Annotated in this window: 11 protein-coding genes; 10 read left to right on the top strand and 1 reads right to left on the bottom strand. The window is 70.7% G+C overall.

What is annotated here, in order from left to right; translation table 11 throughout:
* Positions 1-15 precede the first annotated feature (15 nt).
* The 10 genes from NP80_RS10335 (at position 16) to asnB (ending at position 9,296) form a co-directional block, all read left to right on the top strand.
* Positions 16-228, top strand: a complete 213-nt coding sequence (locus NP80_RS10335; protein WP_006396586.1) for a hypothetical protein — start codon at positions 16-18, stop codon at positions 226-228.
* Positions 229-367: 139 nt separating this feature from the next.
* Positions 368-871 (top strand): hypothetical protein, encoded by a 504-nt coding sequence (locus tag NP80_RS10330; protein WP_045593431.1) that lies wholly within the window; start codon positions 368-370, stop codon positions 869-871.
* Positions 872-926: 55 nt separating this feature from the next.
* Complete coding sequence (gene sctJ, locus NP80_RS10325; protein ID WP_035955342.1) at positions 927-1,808, top strand: type III secretion system inner membrane ring lipoprotein SctJ; 882 nt, start codon at positions 927-929, stop codon at positions 1,806-1,808.
* 10 nt (positions 1,809-1,818) lie between these two features.
* On the top strand, positions 1,819-2,550 hold the full coding sequence (locus NP80_RS10320; protein WP_006408403.1) for a SctK family type III secretion system sorting platform protein: 732 nt from the start codon (positions 1,819-1,821) through the stop codon (positions 2,548-2,550).
* Positions 2,532-3,161 (top strand): type III secretion system stator protein SctL, encoded by a 630-nt coding sequence (gene sctL / locus NP80_RS10315; protein ID WP_006409966.1) that lies wholly within the window; start codon positions 2,532-2,534, stop codon positions 3,159-3,161. Before NP80_RS10320 ends, sctL begins: the two co-directional genes overlap by 19 nt.
* The gene (sctN, locus tag NP80_RS10310; RefSeq protein WP_006409965.1) at positions 3,158-4,546 is read left to right on the top strand and encodes a type III secretion system ATPase SctN; all 1,389 of its coding nucleotides are present in this window, start codon (positions 3,158-3,160) and stop codon (positions 4,544-4,546) included. Before sctL ends, sctN begins: the two co-directional genes overlap by 4 nt.
* Positions 4,539-5,255, top strand: coding sequence for a hypothetical protein (locus NP80_RS10305; protein WP_045593430.1), 717 nt, complete (start codon positions 4,539-4,541; stop codon positions 5,253-5,255). Before sctN ends, NP80_RS10305 begins: the two co-directional genes overlap by 8 nt.
* Positions 5,249-6,058 (top strand): type III secretion system export apparatus subunit SctT, encoded by an 810-nt coding sequence (sctT, locus tag NP80_RS10300; RefSeq protein ID WP_006410982.1) that lies wholly within the window; start codon positions 5,249-5,251, stop codon positions 6,056-6,058. Before NP80_RS10305 ends, sctT begins: the two co-directional genes overlap by 7 nt.
* 25 nt (positions 6,059-6,083) lie before the next feature.
* A complete protein-coding gene (locus tag NP80_RS10295) occupies positions 6,084-7,115 on the top strand; it encodes an EscU/YscU/HrcU family type III secretion system export apparatus switch protein (protein WP_006410980.1) in 1,032 nt (343 codons plus the stop codon).
* Between the two features lie 213 nt (positions 7,116-7,328).
* Positions 7,329-9,296, top strand: coding sequence for an asparagine synthase (glutamine-hydrolyzing) (gene asnB / locus NP80_RS10290; protein ID WP_006410981.1), 1,968 nt, complete (start codon positions 7,329-7,331; stop codon positions 9,294-9,296).
* A 21-nt stretch (positions 9,297-9,317) separates the two neighbouring features.
* Here the strand turns inward: asnB and NP80_RS10285 are convergent, their stop codons facing one another.
* Positions 9,318-21,197 carry an LWXIA domain-containing protein gene (locus tag NP80_RS10285; RefSeq protein WP_045593429.1) on the bottom strand — a complete coding sequence of 3,960 codons (11,880 nt, stop codon included), beginning with the start codon at positions 21,195-21,197 and terminating at the stop codon, positions 9,318-9,320.
* Positions 21,198-21,265 lie beyond the last annotated feature (68 nt).

The following is a 21,265-nucleotide window of genomic DNA, read 5'->3' as shown; positions in this document are numbered from 1 at the left end:
GTAAAGGAGCGAAGCATGGGTGCCTCGGCAGCAGGTGGTGTGACGAACACGAGCGACGTCCAGAAGCAGGCGGACGATCTGACCAAGACGCAGCTCGAACTGACGAAGATCAACTTCCAGGTGCAGCAATCGACGGCGACGTTCGAAACCAGCAACGCGGTGACCGCGCAGGAGGGGACGGCGAACGCGCAGGTCGCGCAACACCTGAGTTCGGCCGGCCGCGCATGATGCGGGCCGCCGGCCGCGGCGCACGCTGTCGCGCATCCGGGCCGCCCGCGTGCGGCGCGCGGCGCGGCGCGCGTGAGCGGCGGCCGGCCCGCGTCGCGCAGGCCGATCGGCAACTTGCGAGCGAAGGAGGGCAGCGATCATGTCAGTGATAGGCGTAGGCGCGGCACCGCCCGGTGCGGTCGCGCTGGCGGGCGCCGCGCAGCAGCCGGGGGCGGCGGCCGATCCGGCGCAGGTGCGCGAATTCGATGCGCTGATGCAGCCGCGCGCCGCGTCGGCCGATGCGGCGCCGCCGGCTGCGGCGATGTCGGCGGCGGCGATGTCGGCGGCGGCGATGTCGGCGGCGGCGCACGACGCCGCGCCCGCGGTGCAGATGACGCCCGCGCAGGCGAATGCGTCGTCGCTCGTCGAGCGGCTGCGTGCGTACGGCAACGATCTCGATGCGCGCTACGCGAACATCGACAAGCATCGCACCGAGATGCTGACGTCGATGGCGGACAACCGCAGCGATCCGCTGATGACGATGGTGCAGGCGATGGACTTCCAGTGGACGGCGACCACGACGATTTCCGAATACCAGTTGAGCCTGTCGGTCGCGCAGGCGGCGAACGGCTTCACGCATACGGTGCTGAAGACGCAGGAGTGACGAACGCGCGCGTGCGGGCCGGCACGGGCCGCGCGCGCGACGAAGCGGATCAACGATGACGACGATCGATTCGACGCCGCGCGCAGGCGCGTGGCGCAGCCGGGCGGCGCGTGCGCTGCTCGCGGGCGCGCTCGCGCTGCTGGCCGGCTGCCAGAAGGAGCTGTATTCGGGCTTGTCCGAGCACGACGCGAACCAGATGATCGCGGTGCTCGGCGACGCGGGCATCAGCGCGTCGAAGGACAACGACGCGCGCGATGCGTCGGACCGCAACGCGTGGCAGGTCAGCGTCGCGGACGGCGACATGCAGTCGGCGCTGACCGTGCTGCAGGCGAACGGGCTGCCGAAGCCGAGCTACGCGAGCCTCGGCGAGCTGTTCCAGAAACAGGGGCTCGTGTCGACGCCGGCCGAGGAGCGCGTGCGCTATCTGTACGGCGTGTCGCAGGATCTGTCGCGCACGCTGCAGGACATCGAAGGCGTGATCGTCGCGCGCGTGCAGGTCGTGATCCCGGAGAACGATCCGCTCGCGGACAAGATCAAGCCGTCGTCCGCGGCCGTGTACATCCGCTATCGGCCGGGCGTCGATCTGCGCGCGATGGCGCCGATGGTCAAGGATCTCGTCGCGCACAGCATCGAAGGGCTGCAGTACGACAACGTGTCGCTGTTCCTGCAGCCGGCCGCCGCGCGCGCCCCGCGCGTCGACGGGATCGGCAGCGCGGTGTCCGACATCGTGCGGCTGCGCTCGCCGCTCGGCTGGCTCGTGTTCGCGCTGATCCTGCTGACCTGCGCGGTGATCGCGCTGTCGGCGGCACGGCGCGGGATGTTCGGCGCGCGGCTCGCGGCGCTGCTTGGTGCGCCGCGCGGCGGCAACGGCGCGTCGAACGCGCCGCCGGACGCCGGCGCGCTGCGCACGCCGGACGGCGCCCGCGACGGCGCATGAACGACGGCGCATGAACGACGCACGCGTGCCGCCGCCCGACGCGGCCGATCCGCTGCCGTGGCTGCAGCCGCTCGCGCCGCCGCCGGCCGCGCGGCGCGCCGCGTTTCACGCGCTCGTCTGCGAGTTCAACCTGCGGCCGGACCGCTATCTGCACGTGACGCGCGTGCCGGACGACTGGCCCGCGCGCTACCGCTCGCCCGACGCGTTCGGCGCGGCCGGCCGCAAGCTGCTCGCGCGCCATCTGCTGGCCGTGCATGGCGTGGCGGGCCGTCACGACTTCGACGTCGCGAACGCGTGCGCGCGCGTGGCGCTGCTGCCGGGCGCGGCGCTCGAGCAGCTCGCCGCGTATGCGGGGCTGCTGCTGCATCGCGGCTGGCTGCGCGACGCGCTGACCGTGCGGCGCATCCGCGCGGAAGTCGCCGCGAAACTCGGCGGCGATGCGCTGACGCTCGCGCTCGAACGCGCGCCCGAATTCGGCGCGCTCGCCGATACGCTCGAACCGTGGCGCGCCGAGCCGGCCATGCTGCCCGCCGTGATTCGCGCGCGCGGCGGGCGGCTGCTGGCCGACTTCATCGGCGCGGCCGGCGACGCGGTCGCGCGCCGCGTGCGGCTGAAGTTCAACCGCGCGATCGACGACGAAGCGCCGTACTGGCTCAATCGCGCGCAGCGCGACCAGTTCGGCGAACTGCTGTTCCTGTTTCTGATTCCCGAGAGGCTTGCGTCATGGGACTGGCTTTTCTGATCACGAGCGACAACCTGCAGCTGCTGTCCGAGCGCAAGGTGCTGAAGGAGCGCGAATACGCGGCGCTGCTCGACGCGTCCGCGGTGATCGCGACCGCGCGCGACGAAGCGCAGCGGATCGTCGCCGATGCGCAGCGCGAGTTCGAGCGGCGCCACGCGGCCGGCTACGAGGAAGGGATGCGCCGCGCGCAGCGCGAACAGGCGGCGCAGACCTACGCGCAGGCGCTCGCGGCCGCGCGCACGATGGAGTCGATGAAGGACGCGATGGCCGAGATCGTCGTGAAGGCCGTGCGCGCGATCGTCGGCGAGATGAGCACGCAGAAGCTGTACGAGGCCGCGCTCGCGCGCATCGCGCCGCTCGTGCGCGACGAGGCGTTCGTGACCGTGCGCGTCGCGCCGGGCCGCAGCGACGAAATGCGCGACGCGCTCGAGCGCGCGTTCGCCGCGCAGACGAACCGGCAGAAGATCCGCATCGTCGAGGATGCGCAACTCGCGCGCGACGCCTGCGCGGTCGAAACGCCGTCCGGGCGCATCGACGCGAGCCTCGATCTGCAGATCGACGCGCTGCGCCAGGCGATTCGCCGCGACGCGTCGTTCGGAGCCGCACGATGAACGCGCCGCACGACGAAACGCCGCCGCCCGGCGACCATGCGGCCGACGCGGCCGATGCGCCGTTCGACCGCGGCCGGCTCGTCGGCGATCTCGATGCGGCGCTCGCGTTTTTCTCGCCGGTGTCGGTGCAGGGCCGCGTCAATCACGCGGTCGGGCAGATCCTGAACGCGACCGGCATCCGCGCGAAGCTCGGCGAGATCTGCGAGCTGCGCACGCCGAATCAGCCGACGCTGCTCGCCGAGGTGGTCGGCTTCTCGCGGCAGACGACGCTGCTCACGCCGCTCGGCGACGTGGCCGGCCTGTCGCCGGAGACGACCGTCGTGCCGTCCGGCCGCGAGCATGTGTTTCCGGTCGGCGAGGCGCTGTTCGGCCGCGTGCTCGACGGCCTCGGCCGGCCGCTCGACGATCGCGGGCCGGTGACCGGCGCGACCTGGGTGTCGACGCAGCAGGACCCGCCGAACCCGCTCGCGCGCCGGATGATCGACACGCCGTTTCCGACCGGCGTGCGCGTGATCGACGGGCTGATGACGCTCGGCGTCGGGCAGCGCGTCGGGATCTTCGCGCCGTCGGGCGTCGGCAAGAGCACGCTGCTCGGGATGATCGCGCGCGGCGCGCAGGCCGACGTGAACGTGATCGCGCTCGTCGGCGAACGCGGGCGCGAGGTGCGCGAATTCATCGAACATGCGCTGTCGCCGGAGGTGCGTGCACGCTCGATCGTCGTCGTATCGACATCCGACCGGCCCGCGATGGAGCGCGTGAAGTCCGCACTCGTCGCGACCGCGATCGCCGAGCATTTCCGCGATGCGGGCAAGCGCGTGCTGCTGCTCGTCGATTCGCTGACGCGCTTCGCGCGGGCGCAGCGCGAGGTCGGCCTCGCGAGCGGCGAGCCGCCGACACGCCGCAGCTTTCCGCCGTCGACGTTCGCGGTGCTGCCGCGCCTGCTCGAACGCGCGGGGCAAGGCGCGGCCGGCTCGATCACGGCGCTCTACACGGTGCTCGTCGAAGGCGACGAGGAATCCGACCCGATCGCGGAGGAGGTGCGCTCGATTCTCGACGGCCATATCGTGCTGTCGCGCAAGATCGCGCTTGCGAACCGCTATCCGGCGATCGACGTGCTCGCGAGCCTGTCGCGCGTGATGCCGCTCGTCGCGAGCCGCGCACATCAGCAGGCGGCCGCGCGCGTGCGCGAGCTGATCGCGAAGTATCAGGAGATCGAGCTGCTCGTGCAGATCGGCGAGTATCGCGAAGGCAGCGACCGGCTCGGCGATCTCGCGCTGCGTGCGCGCGAGGCGATTGGCGCGTTCTGCGCGCAGGCGCAGCACGAGGACGTGCGCTTCGACGCGCTGCTCGCGAAACTGACGAAACTGGCGAACGATCATGTCTGAAGCCGACGACCGCCGCGTGCTCGCGACGCTCGCGCGCCTGAAGCGCGTGCGCGAGATGCGCAGCCAGATCGCGCGCGTCGCGGCCGCGCGGCAGCAGCGCATCGCCGCGCAGAGCCGGCACGCGCTCGATGCCGCGCACGCGCAGCTCGCGCGGCAGCTGGCCGCGAAAGCGGCGATCCAGACGCGGCTTGCCGACGACGCGCGCGACGCACGCACGCTGCAGAACGCCGCTGCCGATACGCGCACGTTCGACCGGCATATCGGCGCGGCGAGTGCGTCGGTCAACCAGGCGGCGCACGTGCATCGCGGCCACGAGGCGACGCTTGCCGAGCTGCAGCGCGCGGCGCGCAAGGCGAAGGCGGCCGAGGACAAGCTCGAGCGCGCCGGCGAGAAAGCGCGGCATGCGCGCGCGGCGCGCGTCGAGCGCGATGCCGACGAAGTCGCCGATGCGTACGCGGTGCGCCGTTTCGCGGCGCCCGGTGTGTGGGCGGCAGACGCCGGCCGACATCCGGATACCCATCGCGACACGCACGCGGAGGCCGCCGCGTTCGACGCCGCCATGAGCGCGCAAAAACGGGCGGACGCGCAGGCGGGCACGCTGGACGCCGCCGCGAAACCGTCGGACGCGGCGCAGGCCGGCACGACCGATGCCGCCGCGCAGCCCGCCGCTGCCGCCGCCGCTGCCGCCGCCGCGGAGCGCCGATGCTAGATCACGCGTCGGGCTTCAACGACCTCGCCGGCACGCTGCGGCCGCTGCTGTACGTGATGCCGCGCCTGCTCCCGATCATGTTCGTCGTGCCGGTGTTCAACGAGCAGATCGTCACGGGGCTCGTGCGCAACGGCCTCGCGGTCGTGATCGCCGCGTTCGTCGCGCCCGCGATCGATGCCGCGCAGGTCGCGTCGCTGCCGTTCGTCACGTGGTGCGTGCTGGTCGCGAAGGAGGCGGTGGTCGGGATGCTGCTCGCCGGTGCGTTCAGCGCGGTGCTGTTCGCGATCCAGGGCGTCGGCTACCTGATCGACTTCCAGACCGGCAGCGGCAGCGCCGCATTCTTCGATCCGATGGGCGGTCACGAAGGCGGTCCGACGTCGGGATTCCTGAACTTCGTCGCGATCGCGCTGTTCGTCACGACGGGCGGGCTGCAGGTGCTCGTGCAGCTGTTCGCACAGTCGTACGCGTGGTGGCCGATCGGCTCGCTCGGCCCCGACTTCTCGTCGATGCTGCAGACCTTCGTCGTGCGGCAGACCGACACGATCTTCGAATGGATGGTGAAGCTCGCGGCGCCGGTGATCATCGTGCTGGTGCTTGTCGAACTCGGCATCGGGCTCGTCGGCCGCGCGGTGCCTCAGCTCAACGTGTTCGTGTTCTCGCAGCCGCTGAAGAGCGCGCTCGCGGTGCTGATGATGGTGCTGTTCCTGCCGGTCGTCTATGCGTCGCTGCACGCGCTGCTGAGTCCCGACAGCGGCCTCGTTGCACTGCTGCGCGCGCTGTTCGCCGCGCACGGCGGCGCATGAGCGTGCGACGCACAGCAGAGCGAGCATGAGCGAGAAGAACCAGCCGCCGACCGCGAAGCGCCTGCGCGAGGCGCGCGAAAAAGGCGACGTGCCGAAGAGCGCGGAGACGATCTCGTCCGCATTCTTCGTCGGTGTCTGCGTCGCGCTCGCGGTCGGCGTCGGCACGCTGTTCGCGCGGCTGCAGGCGCTGTTCCGGCTCGTGTTCGACGCCGTCGGCGCGGCCGATCCGTCCGCGCGGATCGCGGCGCTGATCGACGCGGCCGCGCGCGACTGGGCGACGCTGTCCGCGCAGATCGTCGCGGCCGGGCTGCTGCTCGGCGTGCTCGCGGGCTTCGTGCAGGTCGGCGGCGTGATGGCGTGGAGCCGGCTCGTACCGCAGCTGTCGCGGCTCAATCCGGCCGAGGGCCTGAAGAACCTCTGGTCGCTGCGCAACCTCGTGAATCTCGCGAAGATGCTGCTGAAGACGGCGCTGCTCGTCGCGACGCTCGGCTGGCTGATCGTCGAATCGCTCGATCCGTCCGTGCAGTCCGGCTTCACGCGGCCGATGTCGATCCTCGCGCTGATCGTGAAGCTGCTGATGCTGCTGTTCGGCTGGGCCGCGCTGATCTACGTCGTGATGGCGCTGATCGACATCGTCCATCAGCGGCACGAGTTCAACCGCAAGATGAAGATGTCGATCGACGAAGTGCGGCGCGAGCACAAGGAAGACGAAGGCGATCCGCACATCGCGGCGAAGCGCCGGCAGCTCGCGCGCGAAGTGCAGTTCGCGTCGCTGCCTGACCGGATCGGCTTCGCCTCGGTGGTCGTCTATTCGCCGCGCGTCGCGGTCGCGCTCCACTACGGCGGAATCGGCACGCTGCCGTGGGTGCTCGCACGCGGCGAGGGCGATGCGGCCGAGCGGATCGTGCGGCTCGCGCGCGATGCGCTGCGTCCGACGCTCGCGAACGTCGGCCTCGCGCAGGCGCTCTACGACACGACGCCGGAGAACGGCACGATCCAGCCGCAGCATTTCCGCGAGGTCGCGCAGCTGCTGAAATGGGCGACCGGCGCGCCGTGACGCGCGGCAGCGGGCGCGGCCGCCTCGATATGTCCCCTTGCACTACCGTGCACGACGGCGCTTGACGCCGGTTTTTTTCCGGCCCTGCGTGCCGTTTACCGCGGAATTATTGCTGAATTATTTCTTCGTAAGATGGCGCGACCGTCATGCCGAACGGCGGGCCGCAGGGTCGCGTCGCGCAGGGCGGGTAGTCAATAGGGGCGGACAGGATACATGTGCGGAATCGACGGCTTTCTGAATAGCGTCGCCTTCGATGAGGAGACAGCGCGCGGCACGCTCGCGCGGATGACGGCGAGCCTCGCGCATCGCGGACCGGACGCACAGGGCTTGTGGGTCGATCCGGCGGCCGGGATCGCGCTCGGTCACCGGCGGCTCGCGATCGTCGACCTGTCGGTGCACGGCCGGCAGCCGATGGCGTCTGCGTGCGGCCGCTACGTGATGGTCTTCAACGGCGAGATCTACAACCACCGCGAACTGCGCGCGCAGCTCGAGCGCGTCGGACGCGCGCCCGCGTGGCGCGGCCATTCCGACACCGAAGTGCTGCTCGCCGCGTTCGCCGCGTGGGGCGTCGACGCGACGCTACGGCGCGCGACCGGGATGTTCGCGCTCGCGCTGTGGAACCGCGAGTCGCGCGTGCTGACGCTCGCGCGCGACCGCATCGGCGAGAAACCGCTGTATTACGGGCGGATCGGCGACGCGCTCGTATTCGCGTCGGAGCTGAAGGCGCTGCGCGCCTATCCGGGCTTCGACGGCGAGATCGATCGCGACGCGCTGTGTCTGTATCTGCGGCATTCCGCGGTGCCCGCGCCGCATACGATCTATCGCGGCATCCGCAAGCTGCCGCCCGGCAGCTGGATCCAGTTCGAGCATGCGCAGGACACGCCGCGAATCCGCACGTACTGGGCGCTCGAGCACGCCATCGATGCCGGCCATCACGAGCCGTTCGCCGGTACGGCGGCCGAGGCCGTCGACCGGCTCGACACGGTGTTGCGGCAGGCCGTCGCGCGGCAGATGGAGGCCGACGTGCCGCTCGGCGCGTTCCTGTCGGGCGGCGTCGATTCGTCGGCGATCGTCGCGCTGATGCAGGCGCAGTCGGCCGCGCCCGTCGACACGTTTACGATCGGTTTTCACGAAGCGGGCTACGACGAGGCCGGCTACGCGAAGGCCGTCGCGCGCCATCTCGGCACGCGCCATACCGAGCTGTACGTGACGGCCGATCATGCGCTCGACGTCGTGCCGAAGCTGCCGGCGATCTACGACGAGCCGTTCTCCGACGCGTCGCAGATTCCGACCTTCCTCGTCGCGGAACTGACGCGCCGGCACGTGAAGGTCAGCCTGTCGGGCGACGGCGGCGACGAGCTGTTCGGCGGCTATACGCGCTACTTCCTGACGCCACGCCTGTGGCGCAAGCTGCATCGCGTGCCGGCGGCCGTGCGTACGCGGATCGCCGGCGCGCTGCACGCGCTGCGCCCCGATCATGCGGATCAGCTCGCGGCGGTTGCGCAGGGCGCCTGGGGCGCCGGCGAACTGCGCGAATCGCCGACGCGCATCGGCGACCGGCTGCACAAGCTCGGCCACGTGATGACGGCCGACAGCCGGATCGGGCTGTACCGGCTGCTGATGTCGTCGGTCCATCATCCGGAGCGCATCGCGCTCGCCGGGCACGAGCCGCCGACGCCGCTCGATACGGTGTCCGCATGGCCCGCGCATCTGAGCTTTGCCGAGCAGGCGATGGCGATCGACACGCTCACCTATCTGCCGACCGACATCCTGACGAAGGTCGACCGCGCGGCGATGGCGGTCAGCCTCGAAACGCGGATGCCGTTCCTCGATCATCACGTCGTCGAATTCGCGTGGCGGCTGCCCGCATCGCTGCGCTTGCCCGAAGGGCAATCGAAGGCGCTGCTGCGCCGGCTGCTCGACCGGTACGTGCCGACCGAGCTGATCGACCGGCCGAAGCAGGGCTTCTGTGCGCCGATCGATCACTGGCTGCGCGGCGCGTTGCGCGACTGGGCCGACGCATTGTTGCAGCCGTCGCGGCTGCGCGACGAGGGCTTCTTCGACGCGGCCGCGGTCGAGCGGCTCTGGCGCCAGCATCAGGCTGGGCGCATGAACTGGCAGCATCAGCTGTGGACGGTGCTGATGTTCCAGGCGTGGCTCGACGCGCAGCGCACCGCCTGACGAGGCGGTGCGCGCCGCTGCTCAGCCGACGTTCAGCGGCTTGCCGATCGGCAAATGCGCGGGATCGCGCGCGGCCGACGGATTGAGCTGCAGAATCTCGCGGAACGCGGCGAGCGCCTGCTCGCTTTCCGGCATCGTGCGGCGATCGGCGGCCGGCACGTGCGCGGCGTCGAGCAGCGTATCGCGGTGCCGCTGGGCGATGACCCATAGCGAATCGCCGTCGACGACGAAGTAGGGTGCGGGCGGCGCCGTCGGCGTGCTGCCCGGCTGACCGGACGCCGGCGCGGAGGGCGTCGCACTCGTCGACGGTGCGGGCGACGGCACGGCAGATGGACCGGCCGACGGCGGCGCGGCGCTCGGCGACGGGCTCGTGGCCGACGGCGACGGCGATGGCGATTGCGATGCACCGCCGGTCGGCGGCACGAGGTTCGACGGCTGCGCGGGCTTCTTCTTGTCGTCGTCGAAATACGTATAGAGCCAGTTGCCGACGTAGATCGCGATCGGCGCGAGCACGATCGCGGTCGGAATCCGGCCGGTGACGGCCTTCGTCAGATTCGGGAAGTGCGTGTCGACGCGCGCGAGCGCCAGGAGCGTCGCCGATATGCTGCCCGATACCGCGAGCGGCCAGGCGACGCCGCTCGCCACGGTCGCATAGCCGGCCGCGATCGTCACGATGTCCGACGTTGCGTCGATGGCGCGGACGACGCGGCTGCGCCGGTCGAGCGACAGGTTGCGCGTCGCGCCGAGATGGATCGCCGCCGTGTAGCCGAGCCCGACCACCGCGCCGATGCCGCCGAGCAGCGGCGCGACGCCGTGGTTCGCCATGAAGTTGTGCACGGCGATCTCGCCGAGCCCGACATAGCCGGCGAGCGCGGCCGAGCGGCCGAGCTTGCCGAACAAGCGCCGCGGGTTGCCGTGGTGCATTTGCTGGATCGAGGTGCCGCCGAGCACGCCCTGCATCTGCGCGATCATGTCGTTCGCGATCAGCTTCGTGTATGCGACCGCGTCCTCGGCCGAAATCTTCTGGCTCGCGTGCAGCGCGAGCAGGCCGTCGACCTTCACGCGCGCCTCGTTGGCCAGCAGCTGCAGCGACGCGCCGCGCATCGGCTTGTCCATCTCGTGCGCGTCGAGCTGGCTCTCGAGCCCGCGCACGAAGCGGTCGAGCACGCGCCGGAACAGGCGCGGATCGCCGCCCTGCAGCGCGCGCACCGAATCCTGATGCAGCGCCTGCACGAGGCGGCCGGTGCGCGCGCCGACGAACAGCGCGTTGCTCGTCTCCTTGAATGCCGGCGAAGTCAGCCCGAAATGGTGCGCGCCGAAGCCGACGCCGAGGCCGACCGCCATCGACAGCAGGTTTTCCCGGTTGAACCACGTGCGCAGGCGGCCTGCCTGCTGCAGCCGCAATGCGTTCAGCTCCGCGTGCGCGGCCTGTTCGGGCGTGATCGGCTCTTGCGGGCCGATCTCCTGCTCGCGGCTCGATTGCGCGCTGACGAGACGGCTGTCGCTGAGCGGCTTCGCATCGTCGACGATCAGCTCCGGCTTCTGCACGATGTCGGTCCACTTCGGTCCGGCAGCCGAGAAGCGGCGTCGCGCGGGCAGTTTCAGCTGTTCCGGGCGGTCGAGCTTGCTGCCGATGTCGCGCTGCCAGTCTTCGGTGAAGCGCCGCGCCTCGGAATCGGGCGCCGGTGCGCGCGCAGGGTCCGCTTCCCATGCGCGCGTCGCATACGCGGCGACCGCATGGCGCGCGCGGTTCAGCAGCTTGGTCGTGTTGCCTTCGTACAGGCGCTCGACGAGCGCGTCGATTTCGGCGGGCGTCATCTTGTTGTCGCGGCCGATGCGGTCGATTTCGGCAAGCAGCATGCGGTGCTGTTCGACGAGCGCGTCGGGCTCGAGCCGTTCGAACACGCGCGTCAGCGCATCGGCGCCGTGGATGCGCTCGAACGTCGACGTGCCGCGCGCACGTGCGCGCGCGACGAGCATCTTGGCGAGCGCCGTCGTCAGTTCCTGGTTCGCGATGAAGTCGGAGCCGTGCGTCGCGTACGACAGCCCGACGTGCACCCACTGCAGCGTCGGCCGGTCGAGCAGCTGGTTCACGAGCTCGACGTGGCCGGCGCCGGGCACCGATTCCGGCACTGCATCCCAACCGTGGAACGTGATCATCACGTGCGGCGCGCGCTCGCGCGGGTGCTTCGCCGCCCATTTCTCGAGCAGCGACGCGAGCCGCACGTAGTCGTGATACTGATCGTTCGTGCCGGCCTGAAAGCGCTCGTCGACGCGCGACACCAGCGCGCGTCCGGATGCGGTTTCGAGCCGCAGCAGGAAGCCGCCTTCCGCGGCCGCGTCGAGCCAGGCATGCAGGCGCTGTTCGGTCAGTTCGTCGAGGTGGACTACATGGCCGTTCTCGCCGGTGATCGTCGCGTTGGCGTAGTTCATCTTCGCGCGCGTCTGGTCGCCGAGCCGCTTCACGTCGTTGACGAATTCCTGCTCGTGCTTCTTGCCCTGCGCGGCCGCGAGCGTATGCGGATCGAGGACGATCGTGACGGCCGCGCCGGCCGCGCCGTTGCGGCGAATCTGCTCGAGGAACAGTTGCGGATCGTCGGTCAGCCGATACGCGCGGCTCATCGGCGCGACGCGATACTGCACGTCGCGGCTCGACTTGAAGAACGACTTGATGATCTGCCGATCGACCGTCGCGGCCGCGCTCAGCTTGCGCTGCCAATCCTTCCAGCGCGGCACGGGTGCATAGCGTGCGCCGCCCGCCGCGTAGTCGCGCGCGACGTGCAGCCATTTGCCGAGCCAGCGCCATCCCTGCGCGTCGGCCATCACGACCGGCGGCGGCGCGTCGCCGGGCCGGTCCTGCAGCTCGAGCGGGCCCGCGCGCGTCTTGCCTTCGCGCGCGATGAACGTCTTCAGACGCGTCACGTACGCGAGCGGATCGGGCATGCCGCCGTCGCCGTAGCGCTGCTTCCATTCGATCTGTGTCGAGCTGACGAGCGCCGGCTGGTACGGCTTGATCTCGAGCACCGGATGCGCGGGCGGCGGCGCATTCTGCGTGCGGGCGGCTGCCTCTGCGCGGTCGATCTGCCGCTGTGTCGCGTCGCGCTCGCGGATCGCGGTCGCTTTCTCGTTGCGCGCCCAGTCGCGCAGTTTGTTCGCCCAGGTGCGGTCCGACGCATGCTGCAGCCGTTCGAGACGTTCGACGCGCTTGTTCAGCGCATGCAGACGCGTGCCCGGTGCGTAGGTGTCGATGCCGTCGGGCGGTAGTTCGGTCAGCAGTAGATGCACGTCGGCGCCGTACGGGCCGCGGCCGAGCGGCGACGCGTCGAGCGGCACGCCCGTGCCGCTCGTGTCGCGCCAGTTCTCGTGCCACAGCAGGTTGCCGTGCGCGTCGGGCACCAGCACGCCGTCGGGTTTCGCGAGGCGGTGCGCGATCGGATCGCTCGTGCGGTACATGTAGACGCGATGCGTGTCGGGCGACAGCGCGCCGCGTTCGGCGAGCGAGAGCAGATGCACCGCGTTGTGGCCGCTGAAGTCGAGCGCGTGGCCGGCATCGGCGGGCAGCAGGTGGGCGGCGACGAGTGCGTCGTGCAATGCCGCGCGTGTGCCGCGCGCAGTCGCAGGCAGCGAAGCGCTCGCAGTGGTCGAGGTGGTCGATGCGGACGAAGCCGACGCAGCCGCGGCCGGGTCCGGCGTGCGCGTGGCGGCCGTGCCCGGCGGCAAGGCGCCGGCCGCCGACGACCGCCGCAGCAGCGCAGCCGCGCGCGCACGCGTCAGCAGCGCGACGCGATGGCCGGCATCCATCGTCCACGCGAGCGACGCGTGGCTCAGATAGCGCGGCCGCACGCGCGACGGCAACCGGTACGTCGTGTCCTTCTTCGGCGCGCGGATCGGATCGAAGCGGCCGATGCGCGCCATCATGTCGGGGCCGATCTCGGTCACGACGAACGCAATGCCGCGCCGGCGCGCACGCGACAGCGGAATCCGGTGACGCGCGCCGCGTCGCCGCACACGCGCATCGATGCGCCGCTGGAACGCGTCGTCGAGCGTGCGCGTCTGCACACGTGCGCCGTCGACCGGCGAATTTTCGTCGTAGTACCAGACGCCGCTGTCAGGATGGCGCGTCGCATGGCCGACGATGTCGCCGGTTTTCCGATCGACCGCGTAGATCGTGTCCGCGTTGCGCGCGCCGGCGATCGCCTTGTTCGCGTTGGAGTAGTGCTTGACCGAGCCGAGCGCGTCGATCGCGGCGGCCAGCGCGTCGTCGACGCGCCCGACGCGCGACAGCCGAACCGGGTCGCCGCCGTGCGCGGGCTCGATCTTCGACGGGCCGCCCATCGCGTCCAGCTCCGCGGCCGTGACCGGCGATCGATAGAAATCGAAGTCGCGGCGCGCGGCGGCCGCCCGGTCGCGTGCATTCGCATCGCGCGTGCGTGACACTGCGTCGTCGAGCGCGCGCCGCTCGTCGCGCGCCAGCGATCGATCGTATCGCGTGATCGTGATCGCGCCGTGTACGTCGACTTCGGCCTCGGCGATGAAATGCGGCGGCGCGTCCGCGCTCGGCGCCGGATCGGCGCGCGCGATCAGCAAATGCGCGCTGCGTCCGGTCTCGCGCGCGAGATCGCGCAGCGCCGGCAGATGGGCGCCTTCGATACGCGTCAGCGTACGCAGGCCGCGCTCGTCGAACCAGGCGCGCGCCCGATTCATGCGTGCGCTTTCGCGCGCGTTGCCGCCGTTCGCACCGGCCGGCCGGTTGCCCGTACCGGGCGCGGCGAGCCTCGGCAGCCGCGCGTCGCCGGTCAGCGCACGCGCGTAGTCGGCGTACAGCACGCGATAGGTCGGATTGCCGGGCAGCGACGTGCGCGTGTCGCCGAAGCGGTCCGCGAGCGCCTGCAGCGCCGCGGCGTCGCCGCTCTCGTACGCATGGCGCGCGGCGCGCGCGAGCGCGTCCGGCAACTGCACGTGAGCCGCGATGTCGCGGCCGCCGGCCGCGAGGATCTCGTCGCGTACGCGATACGCGTTCACCTGCGCACGCGCTTCGGCCAGCAGCAGGCTCCGGACGTAGGCTTCGGGACTGCCGTGATCGAGGCCGAGCGCATCGGTCGTCACGTCGACACCGTGCTGCACCTCGTGCGCGAGCGCGAACACGAGCGTGCCCGCATGACGCGTGTTGCCGTCGAGCACGATCGTGCGCCGCTCGGCGTCCACGTAATGACCTTCGCCGCGCGCGCCGAGCCTGATCTTCCAGCCGTCGCTTTTCGCGAGCCGCAGCTGCGCGGCGAGCGTCGGCGAGCGCGACGCGAGCGCATGGGCACGCATGCGCAGTACGGCGCCGCGGAACCGCATGACGACGCGCTCGATCGTGCCGCCGCGCGGGGCGTATGCGCCTTGCTCGGTCATCGCCGGATGGGCGAGGCGGATGCGTCCGTTGTCGAGGCCATCGTGGAGTTTCGCGGCGACATTGTCGATCTGCGAGACGACGATGCCGTCTCGATCGAGCCCCGGCCGGACTTCGCCGGGATCGTGCAGCATGACGTCGCCGTTGCGGCCGAACAGGACTTGAAAGTCATACAGCAGCCGGTGCATCTGCGTGACGCGGCGAATCTTCGCGAGATCGGCGAGGCCGGCGCGCGAGACGATGTCCGGCAGTTTCGCGCCGAGCTGGATGTCGTCGCTGCTAAGCTGCGCGGACGGCTTCAGCACCACGCCGATACGATTGAGCACGGTGAACGGGCCGTCGGTCGTACTGGTCGGCAACCCGTACGTTTCACTCAGCGTGTGGAGCCCGCGCCGGTCGAGTTCCACCGCCTCGTATGCATCGAGCATCCCGTCGCGCGAGCCGTCGCGGTAAATGCCGATCGCCTGACCGGCGCCGGCGTCGAATACCGTCTTCTCCACGCCCGCCCCGAGCACCGGACCGAGGAAGTCGGCCGGATCGACGGTGCGCGCCGGATCGCCCGCGACATGCAGGCGATCGTGCCGCGTATCGACGGCCAGTTCGCCGAGCGAAGGCTGCCGGTACGCGGCGGGCACGTAGCGGTTCAATCCCGACAGGTCCGACAGCGCGCCGGCGTGGCCGACTGCATCGGGATGCGCGGCATAGACCGGCCGCTGCCACAGATTCGCGAGCTGCGCGGCCGCGCCTTCGTTCGCATGGCGGGCAGACAGGATCGTCGTGTAGCCCGGATCGGGCGGCGGCGGGTTGAGCAGCGTGAACGTATGCGGATCGACCGGACGCCCGTCGGGGCCGAGCAGCGTGCCGTCGCGTCGCGACTCGGCCGGCACGATGGCGACACGCTCGTGCCGGTCGATCAGCACGTTGCCGTCGCGCACGAACGCCATCGTCGCGGGCGAGGACGGTTCGGCCGCACCGAACGGCGCCGCGTTGCGCTGGACGTGCGCCTGCGTCCAGGCGACGCGCTGCGCCTGGATGTCGCGCATCGAGCGCGGCTCGTCGCGCGGCGCGGGCGCGGCTTCGGGCGCCGGCATCGCATGGCCGGCGTGCGCGGCGTCGCGATCGAACGCGTTGCCGTAGAACGCTTCGTAATCGCGGCCGCGGGCGCCCGACACCGGTGCGCGCGCGAACGCGTCGGCGAGCGACGCGACCGTGCCTGCGTAATCGTGCGACGGCTGCCAGCTGTCCGCGATGCGCTGGACCGCGTCGGGCAGCCTGACGTGCGCGCCGATATCGACGCCGCTCGACATTTTGATCTCGTAGCGCGCTTCGAATGCATTGATCTGCGCGCGCGCTTCGGCTTCGAGCGCCTTGCGCGTGAAGCGGCGGCGGCCGCCGTAGTCGAGGCCGAGCGACCCGTCGATCGCCTCGACCGCGTGCTTCGCTTCGTGCGCGAGCGTGTAGGTCATCGATTCGGGATGCGACAGCGCGCCGTCGAGCGTGACCTGCTTCTTGCGCGTATCGATCCCGCTGCCGCCGCCGCGCTTGCCGACGCGCACGCGCCAGCCGTTGTCGTCGAGCATGCGCAGCTGCTGCGCGAGCGTGCCGGACTGCTGCGCAAGCGCGCTGACCTCGCTCGGCAACGGCGCACCGCCGAAGCGCATCTGCACGCGCGCGAGGAGGCCGGGCTTGGCGGCGTCCTGGCCGGTCTCGGCGATCTCGGGATGGGCGAGCGTCACGTCGCCGCGTTCGACGCCGCGCTCGAGTAGCTGCAGCTGATCGTCGACGCGGTCGTGCGTGCCGCGGTAGCCGTCGCTGCCGGTTTCGATCCGGCCCGGATCGGTCATCAGCAGGCGGCCGTCGTGATAGACGCCTTGCACGTCGAAGTAGAGTTGCTTCTCCGCGATCAGCGTCTTGAGCGCGCGCAGCTGGTCGAGCGTGTCGGCTTTCAGCGTGCGCGGCAGCACGCCGCGCTCGACGTCGTGCGTATGCAGTGCGCCGCGCGGCTGATACAGCACCGCGACGCGATTCGCATGCGAGAACGGGCCGTCCATCGATACCGTCGGCAGCGCGAAGCGCTTGTTCAGCAACGCGAGCGCCGCCTTCTCGCCGAGCGCCGCGTCGTGCTGCGCGGCGCGCGTGCTCGTCAGGTCCTCGTATAGTCCGACCACCGCGCCGCGGCCGAGCGCGAAGCCGCCTTTCTCGTTGCCGAACGCGATCAGCGCGCCGAGATGCTCGTCGAGGTCGACGGGCTTGCCGGTGTCGGCGTGGAATACCGTCGTGCCGTCCGTATGCAGCGCGCCGAGCTCGACCTCCGGATGCGGCGCCGGATCGTAGCGCAGGTAGCCGCTCGTCGCGCGCAGCGTGCCGTCCGCCGCGAGTGCGCCGCGCGGCGCGACGAACACCGACCGGTTCCACACGTTCGCGAGTTCGGGCGCCAGTTGCGCATCGGCGTGCTCGGCGATCAGCACGATCGGTTCCGGCATGTCGGCCGGTGCGCGAAACGCGTAGCGCGCATCGAGCGCGAGTTCGTGCCCGCTCAGCGGGGCGCCGGCCTTCGTCGCGAACGCGCCGTTGTTCGCGTCGTTGCGCACCACGTACAGCGTGCGGCCGCCGTATTGGTGTTGCTCGACGAGCGGCCGGCGCGACGTCAGCGTGACGTCGGCCTCGCGTGCGACGAAGCCGCCCGACAGCGGCGACGCATCGACGGCGTTCAGCAGCGTCCATGCGACGCGCTGGCGAAACGTCAGCGGCTTCGACGTGCCGCCGTCCGCCGGTTCGACGACGCGCCGGTAGCGGATCGCGCGCGTGTCGGCGCTTTGCCGGTCCGCGTGCGAGACGAGCCGGTTGTCGTGATCGTTCTCGGCCGAGCGTTCGCGCACGCTCGCCGATGCGCGCCGGATCTGCGACGTATCGCGCGCGGCCGTCGCGGCCGGTTCGTCGGCCGACGTGGCGGCGGTCGTGCGCGTCGGCGCCGCGTCGCCCGGCTGCGCGGGCTCGGCCGCGGCCGGACGCGCGTCGGGCGGCGGCGCGTCGTCGTGCGGGACGGTCTCGTCGGGCGTCGTCGCCGTGCGCGGCGGCGCGATTTCGTGCGCGTACTTCAGCTCGATGCCGTCGGACACGCTGAGCCCGCCGTGCTCGTCGGCCGTGATGCGCGCATCCGTCGCGTAGCGATCGAAACGCGTCAGCGCGAGTCCTTTCACGCGCTCGCCGAGCGTGATGGTTCCGTCCTGATCGAGAAACGCCGTCGATTCCGTCCGGCTGCGCGCGCCGGTATTGACCGCGTTGCCGCGGTTCAGCACGCGGATCGGCACGCCCTTGTACGTCAGGATCCGGTTGCCGGCACGCAGCGTGCCGTCGGCCGCGACGGTCACGGTCTTGCCATCCAGCGTCGCCTGCTGGCGTCCGATCCGCAGCGTGCTCTCTGCCGCATACTTGTCCTGGCCGACCGTCACGCGCTCGTCGCCGATCCGCACCGCCTGATTGCCGAGATCGCGCGCGCCGAAGCTGCCGGTGCGGCGCACGATGCCGGTCGACAGCGCCTTGATCCGCTGCGGGCCCGCGGCCAGCCCGGCGTTCAGCAGGAACGACGTCGCGTCGTCGGCCAGCCGGTCGGTGTGGCCCGTCGCCGCGTCGTAGCCGAACTGGGCCGCGGCATCGGCGGCGCCGCCGTACGCGGAGGCCTTCGTCGCGAACGACGTGCCGGTCGCGACGCGCGATGCGAACGTCTGCGCGTCGCCGCCGGCGCGTTCGACGAGCTTGGCGACCGTCGCCGTCTTGCTGCCGAATGCCAGCACCTTGCCGACGCCGCCGACGCCGAGCGGCACGAGGTTCAGATAGTCGGCGCGCGCGCCCGCGTCGAGCGGATTGATCGTGCGGTCGTGCTGCATGCGGTTCACGAGGTCGTAGCCCGAGTTCGCGACGGCCGCGGCGGCCGACGTGTACATCATCCCGGTGCCGACCGCATTGAGCGCGATGCCGAGCGGTGCGCCGAACACGGTCGCATCGAGCAGGCCGCCGCCGACTTCGAGCGCGAGGCCGCCGAGCAGCATCCCGAGATTGACGTCGCCGGAGCCGAACGTGTGCATCACGCTTTCCCACCAGCTGTCGTCGTGCGCGCTGTTGCGATGATCGATCTGCGCGACGCCGTTCGCGCCGTAGCCGGTCGCGATGTCGAGCGTGCCGTCCGACGAGAGCTCGTTGTCGTCGATGAAGTTGTCGATGCTCGAATACTTCGAGCCCTGATCGTCGACGTAGTGCGTGTCGCCGCTCGCGTTCGTCACCTTGAAGATCGCGCTCGTCACGAGGCCGGCGTCCTTCGACGCGTAGACGATCGGCATTACGTTCACGCGCGTGCCGTCGCCGCCGCCGAGCTTCAGCAATTCGTCGCGCACCTTGTCGATCGACGCGAGCTTCTGGCCGTCGGTGAACTGCGCGGCGTGCGGCGCATCGCTCGAGGCGTCGGGCGACAGGCCGATCGCGACGCCGACGAGGTTGCGCTGCTGCGTGGCGTCGAGCTTGCCGAAGTCGATCGTGCCGCCGTGCTGCGTCGCTTCGCCGGCCTTGTCGAGCAGCGACTGCGACAGTTCGCTGCGGTGCGCGCCGAAGAACTCGGACAGCGCTTTCGCGTAATCCTTCTGGTCGCCCTCGGTCTTGCGCGCGCGCAGCCGTTCGTCGAGGTGCGCGTCGAATTCGTTGAACAGCACCTGCTGGTGCAGCGTTTCGCCGATCAGCCGCGTGCGGTCGACATCCTTGTTCGCCTGGTCGAGCGCCGCACGCGCGTCGGACAGCTGCTGCGCATACGGGTTCACGACGAACGGCACGGGCGCCGTCAGCGGAATGTTCTTCGGCACGCCGTCCTGCGGCTTCGCGACCGCGAGCAGCGAAGGCGTCGGGCCCGCGCCGTGATCGCGGTTCCATGCGTCGTACTGCTGCTGCAAATCGTCGACCTTCGCCTTCAGGCCGGCCTGCTTCGCCTGCGCGTCGGCGAGCGTCTGCTTGATCGCGCGCTCGTTGACGACGGCCGTCATCCGGTCGGTCGCGCCGTGCAGCGACGAGGCGATCGTCTTCAAGCCTTTGATCTCGAGCGGCGTCGGATCGTTCGCAACGCACATCGTCCGATGATCGTAGCGGTCCTGCACGCCCGCGGCCACGTCGTCGTAATGGATCGCGAGCGCATTGCCGTACGCGGAGACGAAGCCGTCGTGCGCGATGCTCGCTGCCTCTTTCCCTTTCGTCAGCGCCGCGTACGCATCGCTGACGCCGCGCGCGGCGTCCGGGTCGCGCACCGGCACGCGCGTGCCGTCCGGGCGCAACTGCGTCGCATCCTGCCGCGCGGCATCGTAGCGGCCCTGCAGTTCCTTCACCTGCCGGTTCGCATACAGCATCTGCAGATAGCCGGCGCTCATGCGCGCGCTCGCCTGTGCATGGTTGAGGCGGTCTTGCTGCGCGCCGACCGTCGTCGACATCACGGTCGGCCCGTACTTGCCCGATACCGCGTTGTACGTGATCTGGATATCGGCGACGTCGGCCGCGTCGCTCGCGGCATTCACGCACGCATTCGCGTAGTTCGCGTCGTCGACGGCGCTCGCGAGATTCGCGCGCGCTTCGTCGGGCTTCAGCCGTTCGGGCACGTCGATCACGCGGCCGAGCGGCGCGAGTGCGTCGTTGACGCGCGCGATGCCGGCGTTCATCGCATCGGCGAGGTCGCCGTCCGACGCGTACGACTGCAGCTGCGCATAGGCGAGATTCGAGTTCGCGATGTCCGCGTTGTGCCGCGCCTTCGCGGCGGACAGCTTCGCGTCCGCGCGCTGCCAGGCGTCGTACGCCTGCTTCTGCTGCGGCGTCCAGTGCGCCTGCGACGCCTGCGTCGGATCGTCGCCGAGCCCCGGCACGGCCGCCTTCAACTGCGCGAGCGCCGCATTCGCGTCCGACTGTGCGGAGCCGGCGCGGTGCGGATCGAGCGCCTGCTTGTCGTGATCGGCCTGCTGCGCGTACGCGATCATGTAGCCCGCGTCGGTCGTCACGTTCAGCTCTTTTTCGGCGTTCGCCGTCGCCGCATGCGCGTGGTCGTAGTCGGTCTGCGCGCGCGCGATCGCATCCTTCGTCGACGACGGATCGTTCTGCGCATTCGTGAGCGCCGTCTGCTTCTGCGCTTCGTCCTTCAGCGCGTTGTCGTACTTCGTCTGCGCGCCCTGGATCGCCGTTTGCGCGGCCTTCGTCAGCGGATCGTCGACGGTGATGTCGGGCGGCTTCGGCCGATACTGTTCGGCCAGGCTGCGGATCAGCGAGGTCGCGGACGCGATCTCGGCATTGGTCGGGTTCGACGGATCGGTATCGGGCGTGACCTGCACGGTGACGGCCGGCGGCGGCGTGTCGACGCGCTGCTTGACCGGATCGCTCGACTGCTGCGCGGCCTGGCTCGCTGCTTTCGCGCGCTCCGCCTCGAGCGTGCGCTCGAGAAACATCATCCAGTTGACGCCCATTCCAACGCCGTCGATGTCCAGCATGAAGCCCTCCGGTCGGATGCCGGGCAGAGGGGCGCGCCGCTGCCCGGCAGCGGGCGCCTTCAGCCTAG

The organism is Burkholderia multivorans ATCC BAA-247 (assembly GCF_000959525.1).
Classification (GTDB): domain Bacteria; phylum Pseudomonadota; class Gammaproteobacteria; order Burkholderiales; family Burkholderiaceae; genus Burkholderia; species Burkholderia multivorans.
Note: the sequence above shows the minus strand (reverse complement) of the source record. Positions and strands in the feature narration are given on the sequence as shown.